Source organism: Nocardia sp. NPDC004568, assembly GCF_040609955.1.
GTDB lineage: Bacteria > Actinomycetota > Actinomycetes > Mycobacteriales > Mycobacteriaceae > Nocardia.
The window spans coordinates 1-18,454 of sequence record NZ_JBEXLL010000098.1; the positions used below are offsets into that span (position 1 = coordinate 1).

Here is an 18,454-nt window from a genome sequence, read left to right on the forward strand (position 1 = left end):
CAACCCCGCGACGCCGCAGGCGGCGCCAAAAAACACAGCACCTTCACGAGCAAGCCCACCTCTCACCTTCCCGAGCAAGCCCACCTCTCACCTTCCCGAGCAAGCCCACCTCTCACCCTCGCGAGCAAGCCCACCTCTCACCTTCACGAGCAAGCCCACCTCTCACCCTCCCGAGCAAGCCCACCCCTCACCCTCACGAGCAAGCCCACCTCACGAGCAAGCCCACCCCCTTGCCTTGACGAGCAAGCCCACCCCAGAAACGTGTCCGCCCCGCCCCCCGCCGGGCGAACCCACCCCCTCACCTTCCCGAACAAGCCCACCCCTCACCTTCGCCCGCCGGTCCTCGCCGGCGAACCGGTGGCGGTTCGTCACGGGGGAAGAGGGGACAGCTCGACGGCTCAGTCCAGGCAGAACTCGTTGCCCTCCGGATCGGCCATCACGGAACAAGCCCACCCCACGAACGTGTCCACCCCGCCCCCGCCGCGCGAAAACTTCAGCCGACCCGTTCGATCGTGTATTGGACCAGCTGGACCAGAGCGTCGTTCGCCGGGCCCGGAGGGAGAGCCTTCAGCTCGGCGTGGGCGATATCGGCGTATTCCCGCAGTTTTTCCTTCGCCCGGGTCATTCCCGGGGAGCGACCGAGCAATTCCAGCGCCTCCGCCACCTCGGCGTCGGATTCCAGGGGTTTCGCCAGGAGGGTCCGGAGACGGTCGCCGTCGGGACCCTCGTCCCGCAGGGCGTACAGGACCGGAAGGGTGTGGACGCCCTCGCGCAGGTCGGTGCCCGGGGTTTTGCCGGACTGGGCCGATTCGGAGGAGATATCGATGATGTCGTCGGAGATCTGGAAGGCGGTACCGACGGCGTCACCGAGGCGGGCGAGGCGTTCCACATGGTCGCTGTCCGCACCGGAGAAGGTCCCGCCGAAACGGCCCGAGGCCGCGATCAGCGAGCCGGTCTTCTCCCAGACCACGCGCAGATAGTGGGCGACGGGGTCGCTCTCCTCGCGCGCGCCCATGGTTTCGCGCATCTGGCCGGTGACCAGTTCGGCGAAGGTTTCGGCGATGATGCGGACGGCGTCGGGGCCGAGGGTGGAGGTCAGCCGGGAGGCGTGCGCGAAGAGGTAGTCCCCGGCGAGAATGGCCACGCTGTTACCCCAGCGGGAGTTCACGCTCGTCGCGCCGCGCCGCATGGTGGCCTCGTCCATGACGTCGTCGTGGTAGAGCGTGGCAAGGTGGACGAGTTCGACCACGGTGCCGGCGGTGACGAGGTCCGGGTCGTCGGGGCGGGGGCCCAGCTGGCCGGTGAGGATGGTGAACAGCGGCCGGAAACGTTTACCGCCGGCCTTGGCCAGGTGCAGCGCGGCCTCCTGGAGGAAGGCCGCCCCGGAGGACAGTTCCTCCACCAGCAGTTTCTCTACTTCGTCGAGGCCGTTGCGTACGGTCTCGGCGAGCGCGTGGTCCCCGAGGTCCACCCCCGCCACCACCGTGCCGGCTTCGCTCACAGCAGATGTGCTCATACCTTCTCCCAAGGATGCGTCCGACCCCACGGTGATGAACCTAGCGTGTTCACGTCGGAACGCCCATGAACACCATCACTGTATTGACCGAGCATGAACGTGGGTCCTCCGTGGTCACGCTGCGCTACCGCCTCCGGGCCTGACACGCTCATGCTGTGCACCGTACCGCCATCGACATCACCGTCGGCGACCTGTAACTATTGACCGCATGGGTGCACCCGAAGCCACACCTTCCGAAGCCGACCGGGACGCGCTGCCCACACACGTCGAGGTGCTGGTGGTAGGGGCGGGCCCCGCGGGTTCGGCGGCCGCGGCGTGGGCGGCGCGCGCGGGTCGCGATGTGCTGCTGGTGGATTCCGCGACCTTCCCCCGGGACAAGACCTGCGGTGACGGCCTGACTCCGCGCGCCACCGCGGAGCTCGAACATCTCGGGCTGGGCGAATGGGTGCGCGCACACACCGTCAACCACGGTCTGCGGATGACCGGTTTCGGCGCCGAGGCGCTGTTGCCGTGGCCAGGTGGTTCGTTCCCGACCTACGGCAGCGCGATCCCGCGCACCGAACTGGACGACAAATTGCGCGAGACCGCGGTGAAATCCGGTGCGCGGATGCGCGACGGCGCGAAGGTCGTGGATGTGGCGCGCGACGGCGACCGGGTGACCGGGGTGGCCGTGCGGGTGGGCACGGCTTCCCATGAGATCCGCTGCCGGACGCTGATCGTTGCCGACGGGGTGCGGTCCCCGGTCGGCAAATCGCTCGGCCGCACCTGGCATCGTCGCTACGCCTACGGGGTGGCGGCGCGCGCCTACATCTCCTCCGGCCGCAGCGACGATCAGTGGATCACCTCACATCTGGAGTTGCGTAATGCCGAGGGTGACCTGGTACCCGGCTACGGCTGGGTCTTCCCTCTGGCCAACGGCGAGGTGAACATCGGCGTCGGCTCGCTGGCCACCGAACGCAGACCTTCGCATATCGCGTTGAAACCGCTGCTCGAGCACTACACGGAGCTGCGCCGCGACGAATGGGAACTGAACGGTTCGGTGCGCGCGGTCTCCTCGGCGCTGCTGCCGATGGGCGGCGCGGTCTCCGGTATCGCGGGCCCCAACTGGGCGCTGCTCGGCGATGCCGCCGGTTGTGTGAACCCGCTGAACGGGGAAGGCATCGACTACGGCCTGGAGGGCGGGCATATGCTCGCCGGGCTGTTGGACGAGCCCGACCTCACCCGGGTGTGGCCGGAGCTGCTGCGCGCGAAATACGGCCGCACCTATTCGGTGGCGCGGCGGATCGCCGGTCTGGCCACCCATCCGCGAATGGTCCCGCTCGGCGGCCCGCCGGTGATGCGTTCGAAGTTCCTGCAGCGCACCGCAGTTCGGGTGATGGGCAATCTGGTCACCGACGAGGATGTGGACCTCACCGCCCGCGCGTGGCGCACGGCAGGCCGGGCGTCGATGCGGTTCGACGACCTCGCGCCTTTCTGCTAGGCCGCCGTGGTGGTGCGGCCGGTACCCCGGGATCTGCTCCCGCACCTGCGGCGGGCCCGTGATCTCGTCGATCGTGAATACGCCCGGTCGCTGGATCTCGACGGTATGGCCGCGGCCGCCGGGGTGTCGAAATACCATTTCCTGCGGTGTTTCGCGGCCACCTACGGCAGGACCCCCGCCGTGTATCTGGCCGAGCGCAGGATCGAGCGGGCGCAGGATCTGCTGCGGGCCACCAACACCACGGTGACCGAGGTCTGCCTGCTGGTCGGCTACAGCAGTCTGGGTTCCTTCTCCCGGAAATTCACCGAACTGGTGGGTGTCTCGCCCTCCCAGTACCAGGCGAAATTCGCCGACGGAGCACCTCGTATCCCGGGCTGTTACATCTTCATGCACGGGTTGTCCGACCGCCGGCGCGATACCGCAATTTCGGAGAAGCCGGGCGGCCCGGCGCGCCCATAGTCTCGGACCATGCCTTCGATCATTTCGAATATCTCGCTGGTCACCGTGTACGTGACCGATCAGACAGCCGCCAAGAACTGGTACATCGACACCCTGGGCTTCGTGGAGACCGCTGATATCCAGATGGGGGACAACGGTTTCCGCTGGGTGACTGTCGCCCACCCCGATCACCGGGAACTCGAGGTCACCCTGATGCTGCCCGGACCGCCCCTCGACGAGAACCTCGCCGATGCGATCAGCCGATCGCTCGCAGGCGGCAGCCACGGCTCGCTGGGACTGAATACTCAGGACTGTCGCAAGGCCTATGCGGAACTCACCGCGAAGGGCGTCGATTTCGTCCAGCCCCCATCGGAACGGCCCTACGGTGTGGAAGCGGTGCTCCGGGACAATTCGGGGAACTGGTTGGTGCTGGTCGAGCCGAAGGCGTTCGATCCCACGGCCGCCGCGGCGGAGGACGCTCCCTGCGCCGCATCCTGATCCCGGGCGAGCCGCCGTGCTCGAACTCCGGGGTATGTCCGGGGCCGCGCGGACCGCGCGGCCCCGGAGGACTGTCAGGCCTCGGCGCGATCTTCGAACCATTTGATGATGTATTTGCGTTCGCTCTCGGCGACCCGCCGCTGCAACTGCTCGGCGAGCGGTTCGATGGCCCCGCCGACCAGCGGAACCTTGACCTTCACCGAACCGGTGATCACCACCTCCGAGCCCTCGGCGGTGGGGCGCAGTTCGTAGGTTCCCTTCATCTCCGAGGAGATGGCCGAGGAGGTGCCCTCGAAGGTTCCCGCGGCAGTGGTCCCGTCGAGGGGCTCCCAATTGTCTATACGGGTGACGACCAGTTCGCTCTTGAGCACCTTGCGCACGATGCCGGGGATCTTGTCCTGCCGGATCGTCTCGCTCATCTGGATACGGGCGGTGCCCGGGCCACCGGGGTGGGACAGGTCCAGGGTGGCCGTCGGGGCGCCGGCGAACCGGTCTCGCCACAGTTCTTCTCCGGTGAGCGCGGCGTGCAGATCGGACACCGGGATCGGATAGGACAGCGTGAAGCCGAATTTTCGGGCCATGAGCGCTCACCCTAGCCGACCCCGCTAGCCTGTTGCGGTGCCGGAAACCAGCCGCCGCGGACCGCGCGACCCCGGTCACCCGGGCGACGATGTGTGCGTCGGCACCGCCGCCCCGGCCGCGAACGATCCCGGAGGAGGCAGCGTGCCCCAGCAGGCAGAAATGATCGCGCCGCCGGTCGCGGCTCCGGACCCGGGAGTCGAACCGGCGCCCCCGGCCGCCCGATCCGCGCGGGCCGAACGTCTGCGCAAGGTGAGCGTCGGCGTGGTGATCGCCGCCGTGTCGGTGAGCGTGCTGGTGGTGCTGCTGTTCCTGGCGGCGTGGCGCAACGACTACCTGATCGAATCCGACAAGGGCGAAACCACCGGCGAAGTGCTGTCGGCCGGCCGACTGCGCTCGGCGGTGATGTACGTGACGCCCGACGGCGTCACCCACAATCCCAAGGTCGGGGTGCTCTACCCGACCAACCTGACCGCGGGTGAGCGGATCAATGTCGAGTACAACCGCGCCGATCCCGATCTGGTCCGGGTCGCGGGCCGCGATGTGCGGGTGGCCGTCCTACCGGCACTGTCGGTCCTGGCCGTGACCTGGGCCCTCGCCCTACCGACGCTGTGGCTGCTGATGCGGGCGGCGACCGGTTCGATGAGTGTTCGCCCGATCTTCGATCCCGCGTCATATCGGCGACGCGTCCCGGGGGACCGCGGCCGCTCAGACTGAGCGAGTGCGCGTAGCCATCGTTGCGGAGTCGTTTCTGCCGAATATGAACGGCGTCGTGAACTCGGTACTCCGGGTGCTGGACCATCTGCATCAGCACGGGCACGACGCGCTCGTCATCGCGCCCGATACGCTGCGCGGACAGCCGCCCGCACCCCGGCACCACGGCAGGTTCCCGGTGCACCGGGTCCCGGCGGTGATGGTGCCGAAGATCAGTTCACTGCCGGTGGGCCTGCCGCAGCCGGGCATGGTCGGCGTACTGAGCGATTTCGACCCAGATGTGGTGCATCTGGCCTCACCGTTCCTGCTCGGGGCGGGCGGGATGGCCGCGGCACTGCGGCTGGACCTGCCCGCGGTGGCGGTGTACCAGACCGATGTGGCGGGTTTCGCGAAGAGTTACGGGCTGGGTCTGGCGGCTCGTGCCGCCTGGAGCTGGACCCGGCGGGTCCACGAGGGCGCGGTCCGGACCCTGGCGCCGTCGAGCGCGGCGGTGGAGGACCTGGCCCGGCACGGGATCCCCCGGGTGCACACGTGGGGCCGTGGCGTCGACACGGTGCGGTTCACTCCGGCCGCGCGCAGCGCGGAGCTGCGCCGGCAGTGGCTGGACGGTCATGGGAAACTGCTGGTCGGTTTCGTCGGCCGGCTGGCCCCGGAAAAGCATGTGGATCGGCTCTCGGTGCTGGCCCACGACCCGTCGGTGCAGCTGGTGATCGTGGGCGACGGCCCGGAGCGGCAGAAACTCGCCCGGCTGCTGTCCGGCGCGCTCTTCACCGGCGAACTCGGCGGCGACGAACTCGCCCGCGCCTACGCGAGCCTGGACATCATGGTGCATCCGGGTGAGCACGAGACGTTCTGCCAGGGTGTGCAGGAAGCGCTGGCCTCCGGGGTCCCGGTGATCGGACCCGACGCCGGCGGCCCGCGTGATCTGATCGCGCACTGCCGCAACGGCTACCTGCTGCCGGTGCGCGATTTCACCGAACTGTTGCCCGGTACCGTCGCGGCGCTGCGCGACACGCAGCTGCGCGAGCGGTTCGCCGGGGCGGCCCGCAAATCGGTGCTGCGCCGCACCTGGCCGGCCCTCTGCGCCGAACTCATGGACCATTACGCCGAGGTGATCGGCACCGGATACCGGCTGTCCCGCTCGGCGTGACCGGACGCGGCGAATCGTCCCCGGCCCATTAGGGTCGAGATGTGGTGAAAACACAATCGGTCCGGGCCTCGCTGGACAAACAACCGCACGAGGTCGCGTCGATGTTCGACGGGGTGGCGCGACGATACGACCTGACCAACACCGTGATCTCGGCCGGCCAGGACCGCTACTGGCGCCGGCTGACCCGTAAGGCCATCGATCCACGCCCGGGTGAGCGGGTGCTCGACCTGGCCGCCGGCACCGGGGTGTCCACCGTGGAGCTGAGCCGCTCCGGCGCGTGGTGCGTGGCCGCCGATTTCTCGCAGGGCATGCTGGCCGCCGGCCGCTTCCGGAAGGTGCCGATGGTCGCCGGAGACGCCATGGCGCTGCCGTTCGCCGACAATTCCTTCGACGCGGTGACCATCTCGTTCGGGCTGCGCAATGTGGCCGATACCGATCTCGCGCTGCGGGAGATGCTGCGGGTGACCAAACCCGGCGGCCGGCTGGTCGTCTGTGAATTCTCCACACCGGTCATTCCGGGGTTCAAGACCCTGTACATGGAATACCTGATGAAGGCGCTGCCGAAGGTGGCCCGGGCGGTGAGCAGTAATCCGGACGCCTATGTCTACCTCGCCGAATCCATCCGGGCCTGGCCCAACCAGCGGCAGCTGGGCCGCCGGGTGGCCGACGCGGGATGGTCCGGGGTGAAATGGCGGAATCTGACCGGCGGCGTGGTCGCCCTGCACCGCGGATACAAGCTGGGCGGCTGAACCGCTCGGCTCGAGCGAGTTCATCTACCTCACCGCTGTGATTTTCGCCGGTGAAGTGGAATGTCATCCACCGATAACACCGGGCAAACCCGCGGAAATCGGGCGCGGGGACCATCGGAGTCATGTCCGAGGCACACCAGGCAGCGCCGGGCACGACCAGGACGGCGTGCTCCTACTGTGGGGTCGGCTGCGGAATCGAGGTCACCACCGTCGGCGGCGAAACCGGCGCGCCGGTGATCGCCAAGGTCAGCGGGGACAAACTGCATCCGGCGAATGCCGGGCGGTTGTGCACCAAGGGCGCCACCCACCTGGAGTTGATGCGAGCGCCGGGCCGGATGTCGACCGCCTATGTGCGACCCGAACGCGGCGTAGCGCCGCGGCCGGTCCACGTGGACGAGGCGGTACGCGAGGCAGCTACGCGGTTGCGCCGGATACTGGCCGAGCACGGCCCCGATGCCGTCGCGCTCTACGTTTCCGGGCAGATGTCGCTGGAGGCCCAGTACCTGGCCACCAAACTCGCCAAAGGTCACCTGCGCACGATCCATCTGGAGGCCAACTCCCGGCTGTGCATGGCCAGTGCCGGCACCGGTTACAAACAGTCGCTGGGCGCTGACGGGCCGCCGGGTTCCTACGACGATTTCGAGCACGCCGACCTGTTCTTCGTGATCGGCGCGAATATGGCCGACTGCCATCCCATCCTTTTCCTGCGCATGGCGGACCGGCTCAAGGCGGGTGCGAAGCTGATCGTGGTGGATCCGCGGCGTACCGATACCGCCGACCGCGCGGACCTGTTCCTGCAGATCGCCCCCGGTACGGATCTGGCGCTGCTCAACGGTCTGCTGTACCTGCTGGTGGAGGCCGGTGATATCGACGCCGAGTTCATCGCCGAGCACACCGAGGGCTGGGATGCCATGCCCGAGTTCCTCGCCGGCTACTCACCGGAGAAAGTGGCGCAGCTCACCGGGCTGGCCGAGGCGGATATCCGCACCGCCGCGCGCTGGATCGGGGCGGCCGGGGAATGGATGAGCCTGTGGACCATGGGGCTCAACCAGTCGACCCACGGCACCTGGAACACCAACGCGCTGTGCAACCTCCACCTGGCCACGGGCGCCATCTGCCGGCCGGGCAGCGGACCGTTCTCGCTCACCGGGCAGCCGAATGCCATGGGCGGACGCGAGATGGGCTATATGGGTCCGGGCCTGCCCGGTCAGCGGAGTCTGCTGAACCCCGCCGACCGCGCCTTCGTCGAGGCCGCTTGGGACCTGCCATCGGGAACACTGCGCACCGAGGCGGGCCCCGGCACCATCGAGATGTTCCGCGAACTCGCCGCGGGCACCATCAAGGCGGCCTGGATCATCTGCACCAATCCGGTGGCGACCGTGGCGAACCGGAAGACGGTGATCGCCGGCCTGGAAGCGGCGGAACTGGTGATCACGCAGGACGCCTACACCGAGACCGCCACCAACACCTACGCCGATATCCTGCTGCCGGCCACCCTGTGGGCCGAGTCGGACGCGGTGACGGTGAATTCCGAACGCACTGTCACCCTGCTGCGGAGTTCGGTGCCACCGACCGGCGCGGCCCGGCCGGACTGGCAGTTGATCGCGCAGGTGGCCACCGCCATGGGATTCCCCGGCTTCGAGTACGCGTCGAGTGCCGAGGTATTCGACGAACTGCGCCGTTTCGCCAATCCCGCCACCGGCTACGACCTGAGCGGGATGAGTTACGACACGTTGCGGGAGGGCCCGATGCAGTGGCCGTGCCCCGACCCGGCCCGACGACGCAATCCCATCCGCTACCTGAACGACGGCACGAGCGGGCCGCGCCATATCGACGCCGGAGGTCACGAGCCCCGGCTGGCGTTCGCCACGCCGAGCCGGCGCGCCGTCTTCTGGCCACGCCCGCATATGCTGCCCGGCGAAATGCCCGACGACGATTACCCGTTCCTGCTCAATACGGGCCGGGTGCAGCATCAATGGCATTCGATGACCAAGACCGGCCGCGTCGGCAAACTCAACAAACTGAACGGCGAACCGTTCGTGGAAATTCATCCCGACGACGCCCGCGCCCTGGGACTGGAGCCGGGGGACGAGCTGGAGATCACCTCGCGGCGCGGGCGCGCGGTACTGCCCACCCGCATCAGTGACCGGGTGCGGCCGGGTGGCTGTTTCGCCCCCTTCCACTGGAACGACGAACAGGGTGAATACCTGACCATCAACGCGGTGACGCACGACGCGGTCGATTCCGATTCGCTGCAGCCGGAATTCAAGGCCTGTGCGGTCGCCCTGCGCCGGGTCGCCCCGACGAAGCGGGCGGACAGTCCGGAAACAGCGGGCAGCACACCGGAACCCACCGCGACCGCCCCCCATCCCCTGGCCGCGATGCTCGGCCTGGATACCTCGGCCACCCCGACGCTGAGCGAAACCGAACGGATCTACCTGGGTGGCTATCTCGCCGCGTTGCAGTCGCTGCCGGTCGCCGGGCAGCCGGTCCTGCCCGTATCGGCGCCGCTGTCGGAGCGCAGCCGGCTGTGGGTGGACGGCCTGCTCGCCGGCATGTATTCGCGCGGCGTTCCCGCGGACCCGGCGAGCGACGCACCGGCCACGGCGGCCCGGACCGTGACGGTGTTGTGGGCCTCCCAGACCGGCAACGCCGAGGATTTCGCGGCGACCGCCGCCGCACGGCTCACCGAGTCGGGGCTGCGGCCGCGGCTGCTCGATATGGACTCCTGCGACCTCGAGGTGCTGACCGGGGACGTGCTGGTCGTCACCAGCACATTCGGCGACGGCGGCCCACCGGACAACGGGGCCGACTTCTGGACCCGGCTCGCGGCGAGCGCGGTCCGGCTCACCGGTATGCGGTACGCGGTGTTCGCGCTCGGCGACTCCTCCTACGACGATTTCTGTGGCCACGGCCGCAAACTCGACGCCCTGTTCGCCGATCGCGGCGCGACCCGGCTGCTACCGCGCCAGGACTGTGAGCCCGATTTCGACGAATCGGGCGCGCACTGGCTGGAGGCGGTGATCACCGCTCTGTCCGAACAGGGCGGGCCCGAGACGGCCGCCGGCTCCAGCGGTGGCACTCCCCGCGAAACCGTCGGCGGCGCCACCGCGATCGGCCTGCTGGAACGGACCGCCCCCGCTCCGCTACCGGTGCGGCAGGCGGCACCCGCCGCGTTCACCCGCACCACACCGGTCTCCGCGCCCCTGCTGGACAACGAGGTGCTGACCACTCCGGACGCCGCGAAAGAAGTCCGGCGGATCAGTTTCGACCTGACCGGGCTCGACGCGCGGTACGAGGTCGGCGATTCGCTCGGGGTCTGGCCGACGAACTGCCCGGCGCTGGTCGGGGAATGGCTGGCGGCGACCGGTCTGGACGGCCGGCGTGCCGTCGCGGCCGGCGAGACCGAGTTATCACTGGAGCAGGCCCTGCGCACCCGCTACGACATCACCCGGGTTTCGCGCGATCTGCTGGAATTCGTGGCCGGGCACAACCCGAGCAACCGGCTCGCCAAACTGCTGCGCCGCGACAATCGCAACGAACTCGCCTCCTATCTGTGGGACCGCCAGTTGGTGGATGTACTGCGGGACTTTCCCGTCCGGGCCGACCTGGTGGAATGGCTCGACGTGCTGAAAAAACTCCAGCCGCGCCAGTATTCGATCTCGTCGAGTCCGCTGACGAGCCCCGGCCGGGTGGAGCTGACCGTGGGCGTCGTGCGCTACGGGGACCCGGTGGCGCCGGGCTCGGCGGCCCGGCGCGGCGGTGTGTGCTCGACCTTCCTCGCCGACCGGGCCGCGGACACGGCGGTACCGATATTCTTGCAACGCGCACCGCATTTCCGGCCCCCGCTGGATCCCGCTGTTCCGATGATCATGGTCGGCCCGGGCACCGGTATCGCTCCGTTCCGCGGTTTCCTGCACGAACGGCGCGCACTGGGGGCGACGGGACGTAATTGGTTGTTCTTCGGCGATCAGCACGCCGCGCGGAATTTCTACTACCGGGGGGAGTTGGAGGATATGTTCCGCACCGGCCACCTGTCCCGGTTGGATCTGGCCTTCTCCCGGGATCAGCGGGAACGGATCTACGTGCAGCACCGCATGATCGAACACGGCGCCGAATTGTGGTCGTGGCTGCGCGACGGCGCCCACTTCTACGTCTGCGGTGATGCCGCGCGGATGGCCGCGGATGTGGACGACGCGCTGCTGCGGATCGCCCGCATCCACGGCAAACTCGACGAGGACGGCGCGCTGGCCTTCAAGAAGCAGCTCACCGCCGAGAAGCGTTACGTCCGGGACGTGTACTGACGACCGGGCTCAGGCCGCGGGCGGGTTGAGCCGGGCGAAATCGGGCAGGCGGTAGTACGGGTAATAGGGGTAGGGCGGAGTGAGCGCGCTGGCCTTGTCCAGCCGGGCCAGCTGGTCGGCGGTGAGTTCCCAGCCGACGGCCCCCAGGTTCTGGCGCAACTGTTCCTCGTCGCGCGCACCGACGATGACGGTACCGACGGTGGGCCGGGTGAGCAGCCAGTTCAGCGCGATCTGCGGTACCGATCGGCCGGTTTCGGCGGCGACCTCGTCCAGCGCGTCGACCACGTCGTAGAGATGCTCGGTATCCACCGGCGGGCCCGCCTCGGCGGTCTTGTGCAGCCTGCTGCCGGCGGGCAGCGGTTGTCCCCGCCGGATCCGGCCGGTGAGCCGGCCCCAGCCCAGCGGGCTCCACACCACCGCGCCGACCCCTTCGGCCAGGCCCAGCGGCATGAGCTCCCATTCGTAGTCCCGGCCGGCCAGCGAGTAGTACACCTGATGGGCGATATAGCGGGTCAGGCCGTGGCGGTCGGCGGCGGCCAGCGATTTCATCAGCTGCCAGCCGGCGAAATTGGAGGCGCCCAGATAGCGGATCTTGCCCGCGCGGACCAGCTCGTCGAGTGCGTGCAGCACCTCTTCGACCGGGGTGCGGGCGTCGAAGGCGTGAAGCTGGAAGAGATCGATATGGTCCACGCCGAGCCGTTTCAACGAGGCCTCCACCGCGGCGATCAGGCGTCCGCGACCCGTTCCGGCGTCGAAGGGGCCCGGCCCGGTGGGCAGTCCGGCCTTGGTGGACAGCAGCAGCCGGTCGCGCCTGCCGCGGATCGCGGCGCCCAGTACCTCCTCGGACGCGCCGTCGGAGTAGACATCGGCTGTATCGAACATCGTCACGCCCGCGTCGAGACTGATATCGACGAGCCGGCGCGCCTGGTCGACATCGGTGTCGCCCCAGGCGCCGAACAGTTCGCCGCGTCCACCGAACGTTCCCGCGCCGAAGCTCAGCGCGGGAACGACCAGACCCGAGGCACCCAACCGCCGGTATTCCATCTCGACTCCTAAAGGGTCTAATGTTTCGTTAACGAGTCCGAACATACACCCATCGAGCAACTAATGAAACTGGAGTCCCGTTATGGATGCCGAGATGGCCGCACCCGGCTCGGTGCGCCCCGGTGGCCGTACCGCGCGCGTCCGCGCCGCGGTACTGCAGGTCGCCGGCGACCTGCTGGCCGAACAAGGTTTCGACCGGCTCGACCTCGCCGAGGTCGCCGCGCGCGCCGATGTCGGCAAGACAACCGTGTACCGCCGCTGGCGCACGCCGACCGGACTCATCGCCGACCTCCTGGTGGATATGGCCGAACAGTCGCTACCGCGCGCCGACACCGGCTCTCTGCTCGGCGATCTGACCGCCAACGCCCGCCTGGTCGCGACAACCCTGGCCGATCCCCGGCAGGGTCGCCTGTTCCGTGCCGTGATCGCCGCCGCGACCTGCGACGAGAGCACAGCCGTGGCGCTGCGCCGGTTCTACGACGTCCGGCTCGCCGAATGGTCGCCCTGTATCACCGACGCCGTCGCCCGCGGCGAGGTGCCGGACGGCACCGACCCCCGCGCGGTCCTCACCGCCGTCTCCGGCCCCCTCTACTACCGGCTACTGGCCAGTGGTGACCCCATCGACGATCATGCCGCCCGGACGGCCGCCGAAGCCGCGGCGAACGCGGCCGCGGCCGGGATGTTCGAGCGGACAGGTGAATGATTCCCTCGGGTCAGCGCGGCACCGGCGACCCTCACCGTGCCTTGGGGATCCAGAACGGATCGCGCCCGGTGAGCCCCAGCACCCGATGCAGGGCCGGAGCGCCGGGCCCGACCGGTACCACCGGGCCGAAGAGCCCCGGCGTGCCCTCCGGCGGCGTGTCCTTCAGGAACTCCAGCAGCACTGCGAGGTCGGTATCGGAAACCTCGACGTCGCGGCCGGTGGCCCGCGCCAGATCCCAGGAGTGGATGACCAATTCGTCCAGCGCCACGCGCGCTGTGACCCCCGCGGGCATGGTCACGCCGCCGGCCTCTGTCTCGCCCTCCCAGGCCGCGGGCTCCTGCCAGGCTTCGGCGAGCGCCTTCAACTGCGCGGGTATACGGGCGCGCCAATCCGGTGCCAGGGCCGCGTCGGAATCGAATTGCGGCGCCGCGGATCCGCCGACCGCCTCCTTGGTCGCGGCCGCCCGGAACGCCTCCGCCAGGCCACCGACATGTTCCAGGATCGCGCGGACCGGCAGATCGGCGGGAGTACGGGCGTCGAGTTGCTCGTCGCCGATCGCGGCGACGATATCGGCGAGCGCGGCGGCCGCCTGCGACAGATCGAATTCGGGTTGCATCGGGGCTCCTAGGGTCGGTGGATCCACCTGTACCGACGGGCCCGGCGGGCGGAATTCACCGGCCGTGCCACAAACGATGCCGAGTGGTCACCGGCCGGGTGCACACCCGACCGAGCCATGGATCGAAACCAGCCGCCACGGACGCGCGCGGCCGGAGCGCATGCCGAGCTACGCCCAGGCCCCGACATTCGTGCGAACCGCCGTATGCAGATCACGCAACCCGGCCCGATCGGTGATCACCTCGAGCACCCGGAAGCCGTTCGCCGGGCCGGTGAGCTCGGACGCCAGTTCGTCCAGCCCGACCTGCCGGTGCGGGATCCGGTAGGCCGCGCACAGGGCCGACAGATCCATCCCGTGCGGGGTGCCGAACACCCGCTCGAAAACACCGGCGTACTGGGGATCACCCTGTTCGAGGAGTTCGAAGATCCCGCCCCCGTCGTCGTTGGCGACCACGATGGTCAGATCTGCCGGCCGGGGTTCGCCACGCCCGATCAGCAGGCCGGAGGCGTCGTGCAGGAAGGTGAGATCCCCGATCAGCGCGACTGTGCGACCCGAATGGTGCAGTGCCGCGCCCACCGCCGAGGACACCGTACCGTCGATCCCGGCGACACCCCGGTTGGAGAGCACCCGGACCCCGGATCGCGGTGTGGCCACCAGCGCGGCGTCGCGTACCGGGTTGGATGCCCCCAAGAGCAATTGGTCGCCCTCGCGCAGCGCGTCCATCACCACCGCGGCCACATGCAGGCCGGTGGGTTTCGGATGCCGGGACAGTTCCTCGCGCACCACCGAGCGGGCCCGCTGGTCCAGATCGCGGCAGCGGGCCAGCCACTGCGGATCAGGCGTGCCGGTCGTCACCGCACGGGTGCCGGTACCGACCACATTGCCCGAAACATCGGGCCAGCGCGGACCCGTGGTCAGCGCGTACACGGTGACCTCGGGATCGGCCAGCACCCGGGACACCTGCCGGTGCAGGGTCGGCCGGCCGGTGATGATCGCTTGGCGGGGCTTCAGCAGCGGCAGCGCCAGCGGGTGCAGGGCCGGACCGTGCACCGGGGCCGTGGGTTCGGCGACCGTCGGCAGTGCCGCCAGTTCGGTGCGCAGACCGGCACCGTGCCCGGAGATCACCACGGTATCGGGGGTGAGGTCGATATCGAGCGGGACATCGAGGGTGGCGTACTGCGTTGCCGTCCAGGGTTGCTCGGTGCCGCGCCCGGCCGGGATGTTCTCACCCTCCCGCGAATCCGGCACCAGCGGTTCGCGCAGCGGGATATCGAAGTGCACCGGTCCGGCATTGCCCGAGCGGGTCCCGCGCGCGGCGGCGAGCACCCGGCACACCGAGGAGCGCCAGACGCTGTTCTGCTTCGGATAATCGGCGGCCGGCTCGGCTTCGGCGAGCCCGAGGCTGATGGTCGCGCGGACCTGGCTACCGAACAGACCGAGCTGCTCGACGGTCTGGTTCGCGCCGGTGCCCAGCATCTCGTACGGCCGGTTGGCGCTGAGCACGATCAGCGGGACCCGGGCGTAATTGGCTTCCAATACGGCGGGCCCCAGATTGGCCACCGCGGTACCCGAGGTCATCACCACCGGCACCGGGGCGCCCGAGGCGATGGCCAGGCCGATGGCCAGGAATCCGGCGGTCCGCTCGTCGACCCGCATATGCAATCGGAGCCGGCCGGCGGCGTCGGCGGCCTGCAGCGCGAACGCCAGCGGAGCGTTGCGCGAGCCGGGGCACAGCACGACTTCCCGAACCCCACCGCGTGCGAGTTCGTCGACGACCACCCGCGCCTGCGCTGTTGACGGATTCACGCCTCCAGACTGTCAGACCACGGACGCCGCGTCTGCGTCGCCCTGCTCACACCACCGAGTCGTGGCCGAACCCGGCGCGGTACGTACCCGGCAACTGCGCGCCGCGTGACGCGCAGGCCGGATATCCGAACCCCCCGAACTCCCCCGTCGGGGACCTCGTCGTCGAGGCCCCCCACGTGCCGCGCACAGGCGCGGCCGTATCACACGTCGGTCAGCCGGCGTGCTTCTGCACCAGGTCGCCGACCCGGGGCAGCGCCTCGATGACGTTCTTCTTGGCCGAGGAACGCATCGAGTTGTACACCTTCTGCAGGGCCGGGCGGCTGGAGCTCGCGGCGCGCGCATCGGTGACGGTCAGCAGGGACTCGGCGACCTCGTCACCCTTGGCGCTCAGCAGCTCGCCGAAGGTGCCGGTGCCACCGGCCTGGAACTCGCTCCAGTACGGCTGAAGCTGCTCGAGCAGCTTGGGCGCCAGCGATTCCAGGGCGTCGGGCACGATGGACGGGCTGATCTTCTTCACCGCCGCGTACCCACCCTTCACGGCCAGACCCGACGCACCACCCTTATCGGAGACCTCGGCGTCCAGGACCTGGACGGCGTCGGCGAGGAAGGCCGGGCGCGTAGCCTCGTCAAGCAGTGATTCAGACAGTGCTGCAACCAATTTAAGGATCCTCCGGATCAGTACTCGTATGGACGGGCAACGCAACTATACGCACCGCCCACAGGAGTACTTTGCGCCCCGCATGGGTAAGCAACAGACGGAGATAGGGCCTCCGCAACCACGGAAGTGTTACGGCGCCGCGCGTTTCGGCCCCGGCCCGGGTGCCGCACCGGGCGCGACCAGCACGATCGGCCGGACCGCTCGCCACACACGGGAAGCGGAAGCCTCCGGCCCGGGCGCGGATACCGCCGCGGCGATCCCGCCGGGACGCCCGATCAGGGCTGCCAGGGCAGAAGTTGAACCATCAGTCCTTCACTATCGGCCAGCACGGTGCCTTCCTCGTCGACGAGTTCGGCGCTGATAAAGGTTTTGCGGCCCTCGATACGCTCGACCCGGCCGCGAACCGTCAGCGGCGTATCGAGCGGAGTCACCTTGCGGTAGTTCACATGCAGGAAGGCGGTCCGGCTGATCGGACGCCCGGCGTAGTGCACGGTCATCCCGAACAGATCGTCGAACAGCAGCGGGAGGACGCCGCCGTGCGCGGCGGCGTTTCCGCCGAGATGGAAGCGCCGGAACACGCCCTGCATCACGATGCCGTCGGGTCCGGCCGAGACCGTACGCCAGGGCAGCAGGAGCAGACTGCCGCGCCCGGGCAATTCGACGGCCCGACCGGCCGGGCCCTGCTGTTCCGGGGCCCGATACGGCCCGAGCAGATCGATCAGCGCGTTCACCTGGTCGCGGGCGGCCCCGTACACCTCGGCGGGAGCGTCCGCGGACACGGCGAGGTCCTGGAGCGTGCGCATGGCCTCGACGAATTCGCCGAATTCCGGGCCCACCCGGGCCGGGGTGACCTTGGGGAACCCGCCGTGCCGCTCGTACCGATCCTCGTCGACGGCGCTGTCGTCGATCGTCGGTTGGGTCTGCTCGCTCATATACGCACCGTAACTCCGGGTTATACAGTGTCCGAACATTTCGGCTCAGATGTGGTGAACTCAACGGCCCGCCGGCGGCCCCACCGAGCCTGATGTAATCACCCCCATGACGTTCAATCCGACGCTGTGGCGCGAAGTGGCCGGGTTCGAGAACCTGACCGACATCACCTACCACCGCCACATCGAACAGGGCACCGTCCGGATCGCCTTCGATCGCCCCGAAGTGCGCAACGCGTTCCGCCCGCATACGGTCGACGAACTCTTCAGCGTACTCGAGCACGCCCGGACGACCGCCGATGTCGGCGCCGTCCTGCTCACCGGCAACGGCCCCAGCCCCAAGGACGGCGGCTGGGCGTTCTGCTCCGGCGGTGACCAGCGCATCCGCGGCCGCAGCGGCTACCAGTACGCCAGCGGCGACACCGCCGACACCGTGGACAGGGCCCGCGCCGGCCGCCTGCACATCCTCGAGGTCCAGCGACTCATCCGGTTCATGCCCAAGATCGTGATCGCCCTGGTCAACGGCTGGGCCGCGGGCGGCGGCCACAGCCTGCACGTCGTCTGCGACCTCACCCTCGCCAGCCGCGAACACGCGCGTTTCAAACAGACCGACGCCGACGTCGGCAGCTTCGACGGCGGCTACGGCAGCGCCTACCTCGCCAAACTGGTCGGCCAGAAATTCGCCCGCGAGATCTTCTTCCTCGGTCGCACCTACACCGCCGAGGACATGCACGCCATGGGCGCGGTCAACGAAGTGGTGGACCACGCGGAACTGGAGAACGTCGCCCTGGAATGGGCCGAGGCCATCAACGGAAAGTCCCCCCAGGCCCAGCGCATGCTCAAATACGCCTTCAACCTCGCCGACGACGGCCTGGTGGGCCAGCAGCTGTTCGCCGGGGAAGCGACGCGGATGGCGTATATGACCGACGAGGCGATCGAAGGCCGCGACTCCTTCCTGGAAAAGCGCGCCCCCGACTGGACCCCCTACCCCTGGTATTTCTGAGTTCATTGGCCCCGCCTCCGGCGGGACGGGCCTCGACCCTTTGTGGGCCTCGCTGAACTCGGCACCGAGAAAGCGCTGCTGTTCGTGAAAGCGATCAGACGCCAGGTCGGCCGGAGCGGTCGAGTCGGCATCCGACCCGGACATCGAAGGCCCACGCAACCCGCATGTGTCGAGTTTTACGAGACACCTGAAAGGGTTGAGGCCCGTCTCGCCGTTTCGGCCTCGAAAGCGCCGCGCGAAGCGCAAGTCTCGAGGCCGAAACGGCGA

Annotated in this window: 16 protein-coding genes; 9 read left to right on the plus strand and 7 right to left on the minus strand. The window is 69.0% G+C overall.

The window, feature by feature from the left end:
• Positions 1–493: 493 nt before the first annotated feature.
• A complete protein-coding gene (locus ABZV91_RS29220; protein WP_355248529.1) occupies positions 494–1,516 on the minus strand; it encodes a polyprenyl synthetase family protein in 1,023 nt (340 codons plus the stop codon).
• A gap of 208 nt (positions 1,517–1,724) precedes the next feature.
• On the opposite strand from ABZV91_RS29220, the gene ABZV91_RS29225 reads away from it, so the two are divergent.
• Genes ABZV91_RS29225 through ABZV91_RS29235 form a run of 3 tightly spaced genes read left to right on the plus strand, consistent with a single transcriptional unit; the run spans position 1,725 to position 3,932 of the window.
• Complete coding sequence (locus ABZV91_RS29225; protein ID WP_355248532.1) at positions 1,725–2,996, plus strand: geranylgeranyl reductase family protein; 1,272 nt, start codon at positions 1,725–1,727, stop codon at positions 2,994–2,996.
• Between the two features lie 9 nt (positions 2,997–3,005).
• Positions 3,006–3,455 carry an AraC family transcriptional regulator gene (locus ABZV91_RS29230; RefSeq protein ID WP_355248563.1) on the plus strand — a complete coding sequence of 150 codons (450 nt, stop codon included), beginning with the start codon at positions 3,006–3,008 and terminating at the stop codon, positions 3,453–3,455.
• 18 nt (positions 3,456–3,473) lie between these two features.
• Positions 3,474–3,932: a VOC family protein gene (locus tag ABZV91_RS29235; RefSeq protein ID WP_355248566.1), complete on the plus strand. Its 459-nt coding sequence runs from the start codon at positions 3,474–3,476 to the stop codon at positions 3,930–3,932.
• Positions 3,933–4,006: 74 nt separating this feature from the next.
• Here ABZV91_RS29235 and ABZV91_RS29240 read toward each other — a convergent pair whose 3' ends face one another.
• The gene (locus tag ABZV91_RS29240; protein WP_355248535.1) at positions 4,007–4,513 is read right to left on the minus strand and encodes a DUF2505 domain-containing protein; all 507 of its coding nucleotides are present in this window, start codon (positions 4,511–4,513) and stop codon (positions 4,007–4,009) included.
• 241 nt (positions 4,514–4,754) lie between these two features.
• Between ABZV91_RS29240 and ABZV91_RS29245 the strand changes: the two genes are divergently transcribed.
• The 4 genes from ABZV91_RS29245 to ABZV91_RS29260 all read left to right on the plus strand — a co-directional run bounded on the left by ABZV91_RS29245 (position 4,755) and on the right by ABZV91_RS29260 (position 11,428).
• Positions 4,755–5,228, plus strand: coding sequence for a DUF3592 domain-containing protein (locus ABZV91_RS29245; RefSeq protein WP_355248569.1), 474 nt, complete (start codon positions 4,755–4,757; stop codon positions 5,226–5,228).
• 4 nt (positions 5,229–5,232) lie between these two features.
• Positions 5,233–6,375, plus strand: a complete 1,143-nt coding sequence (locus ABZV91_RS29250) for a glycosyltransferase family 1 protein (RefSeq protein ID WP_355248538.1) — start codon at positions 5,233–5,235, stop codon at positions 6,373–6,375.
• 41 nt (positions 6,376–6,416) lie between these two features.
• Entirely contained in the window at positions 6,417–7,124 is a 708-nt protein-coding gene (locus ABZV91_RS29255; protein ID WP_355248541.1) for a demethylmenaquinone methyltransferase, read from the plus strand.
• A 122-nt stretch (positions 7,125–7,246) separates the two neighbouring features.
• Positions 7,247–11,428, plus strand: coding sequence for a bifunctional nitrate reductase/sulfite reductase flavoprotein subunit alpha (locus ABZV91_RS29260; RefSeq protein ID WP_355248544.1), 4,182 nt, complete (start codon positions 7,247–7,249; stop codon positions 11,426–11,428).
• A 9-nt stretch (positions 11,429–11,437) separates the two neighbouring features.
• Here ABZV91_RS29260 and ABZV91_RS29265 read toward each other — a convergent pair whose 3' ends face one another.
• On the minus strand, positions 11,438–12,472 hold the full coding sequence (locus ABZV91_RS29265; protein ID WP_355248547.1) for an aldo/keto reductase: 1,035 nt from the start codon (positions 12,470–12,472) through the stop codon (positions 11,438–11,440).
• Positions 12,473–12,566: 94 nt separating this feature from the next.
• On the opposite strand from ABZV91_RS29265, the gene ABZV91_RS29270 reads away from it, so the two are divergent.
• A complete protein-coding gene (locus ABZV91_RS29270; protein WP_355248550.1) occupies positions 12,567–13,175 on the plus strand; it encodes a TetR/AcrR family transcriptional regulator in 609 nt (202 codons plus the stop codon).
• A gap of 31 nt (positions 13,176–13,206) precedes the next feature.
• Here the strand turns inward: ABZV91_RS29270 and ABZV91_RS29275 are convergent, their stop codons facing one another.
• The 4 genes from ABZV91_RS29275 to ABZV91_RS29290 all read right to left on the minus strand — a co-directional run bounded on the left by ABZV91_RS29275 (position 13,207) and on the right by ABZV91_RS29290 (position 17,187).
• Positions 13,207–13,791, minus strand: coding sequence for a TIGR03086 family metal-binding protein (locus ABZV91_RS29275; protein WP_355248553.1), 585 nt, complete (start codon positions 13,789–13,791; stop codon positions 13,207–13,209).
• Positions 13,792–13,959: 168 nt separating this feature from the next.
• Positions 13,960–15,597 (minus strand): 2-succinyl-5-enolpyruvyl-6-hydroxy-3-cyclohexene-1-carboxylic-acid synthase, encoded by a 1,638-nt coding sequence (gene menD, locus ABZV91_RS29280; RefSeq protein WP_355248556.1) that lies wholly within the window; start codon positions 15,595–15,597, stop codon positions 13,960–13,962.
• Positions 15,598–15,808: 211 nt separating this feature from the next.
• A complete protein-coding gene (locus tag ABZV91_RS29285; RefSeq protein WP_039826921.1) occupies positions 15,809–16,255 on the minus strand; it encodes a hypothetical protein in 447 nt (148 codons plus the stop codon).
• A gap of 275 nt (positions 16,256–16,530) precedes the next feature.
• On the minus strand, positions 16,531–17,187 hold the full coding sequence (locus ABZV91_RS29290) for a PaaI family thioesterase (RefSeq protein WP_063038137.1): 657 nt from the start codon (positions 17,185–17,187) through the stop codon (positions 16,531–16,533).
• 106 nt (positions 17,188–17,293) lie between these two features.
• On the opposite strand from ABZV91_RS29290, the gene ABZV91_RS29295 reads away from it, so the two are divergent.
• Complete coding sequence (locus tag ABZV91_RS29295) at positions 17,294–18,187, plus strand: 1,4-dihydroxy-2-naphthoyl-CoA synthase (RefSeq protein ID WP_355248560.1); 894 nt, start codon at positions 17,294–17,296, stop codon at positions 18,185–18,187.
• Positions 18,188–18,454: the final 267 nt, after the last annotated feature.

Excerpts from the sequence above, each read along its gene's own strand:
- ABZV91_RS29220 (WP_355248529.1), bottom strand. The coding sequence starts at position 1,516 with ATGAGCACATCTGCTGTGAGCGAAGCCGGCACGGTGGTGGCGGGGGTG.
- ABZV91_RS29225 (WP_355248532.1), top strand. The coding sequence starts at position 1,725 with ATGGGTGCACCCGAAGCCACACCTTCCGAAGCCGACCGGGACGCGCTG.
- ABZV91_RS29240 (WP_355248535.1), bottom strand. The coding sequence starts at position 4,513 with ATGGCCCGAAAATTCGGCTTCACGCTGTCCTATCCGATCCCGGTGTCC.
- ABZV91_RS29260 (WP_355248544.1), top strand. The coding sequence starts at position 7,247 with ATGTCCGAGGCACACCAGGCAGCGCCGGGCACGACCAGGACGGCGTGC.
- ABZV91_RS29265 (WP_355248547.1), bottom strand. The coding sequence starts at position 12,472 with ATGGAATACCGGCGGTTGGGTGCCTCGGGTCTGGTCGTTCCCGCGCTG.
- ABZV91_RS29270 (WP_355248550.1), top strand. The coding sequence starts at position 12,567 with ATGGCCGCACCCGGCTCGGTGCGCCCCGGTGGCCGTACCGCGCGCGTC.
- ABZV91_RS29275 (WP_355248553.1), bottom strand. The coding sequence starts at position 13,791 with ATGCAACCCGAATTCGATCTGTCGCAGGCGGCCGCCGCGCTCGCCGAT.
- ABZV91_RS29290 (WP_063038137.1), bottom strand. The coding sequence starts at position 17,187 with ATGAGCGAGCAGACCCAACCGACGATCGACGACAGCGCCGTCGACGAG.
- ABZV91_RS29295 (WP_355248560.1), top strand. The coding sequence starts at position 17,294 with ATGACGTTCAATCCGACGCTGTGGCGCGAAGTGGCCGGGTTCGAGAAC.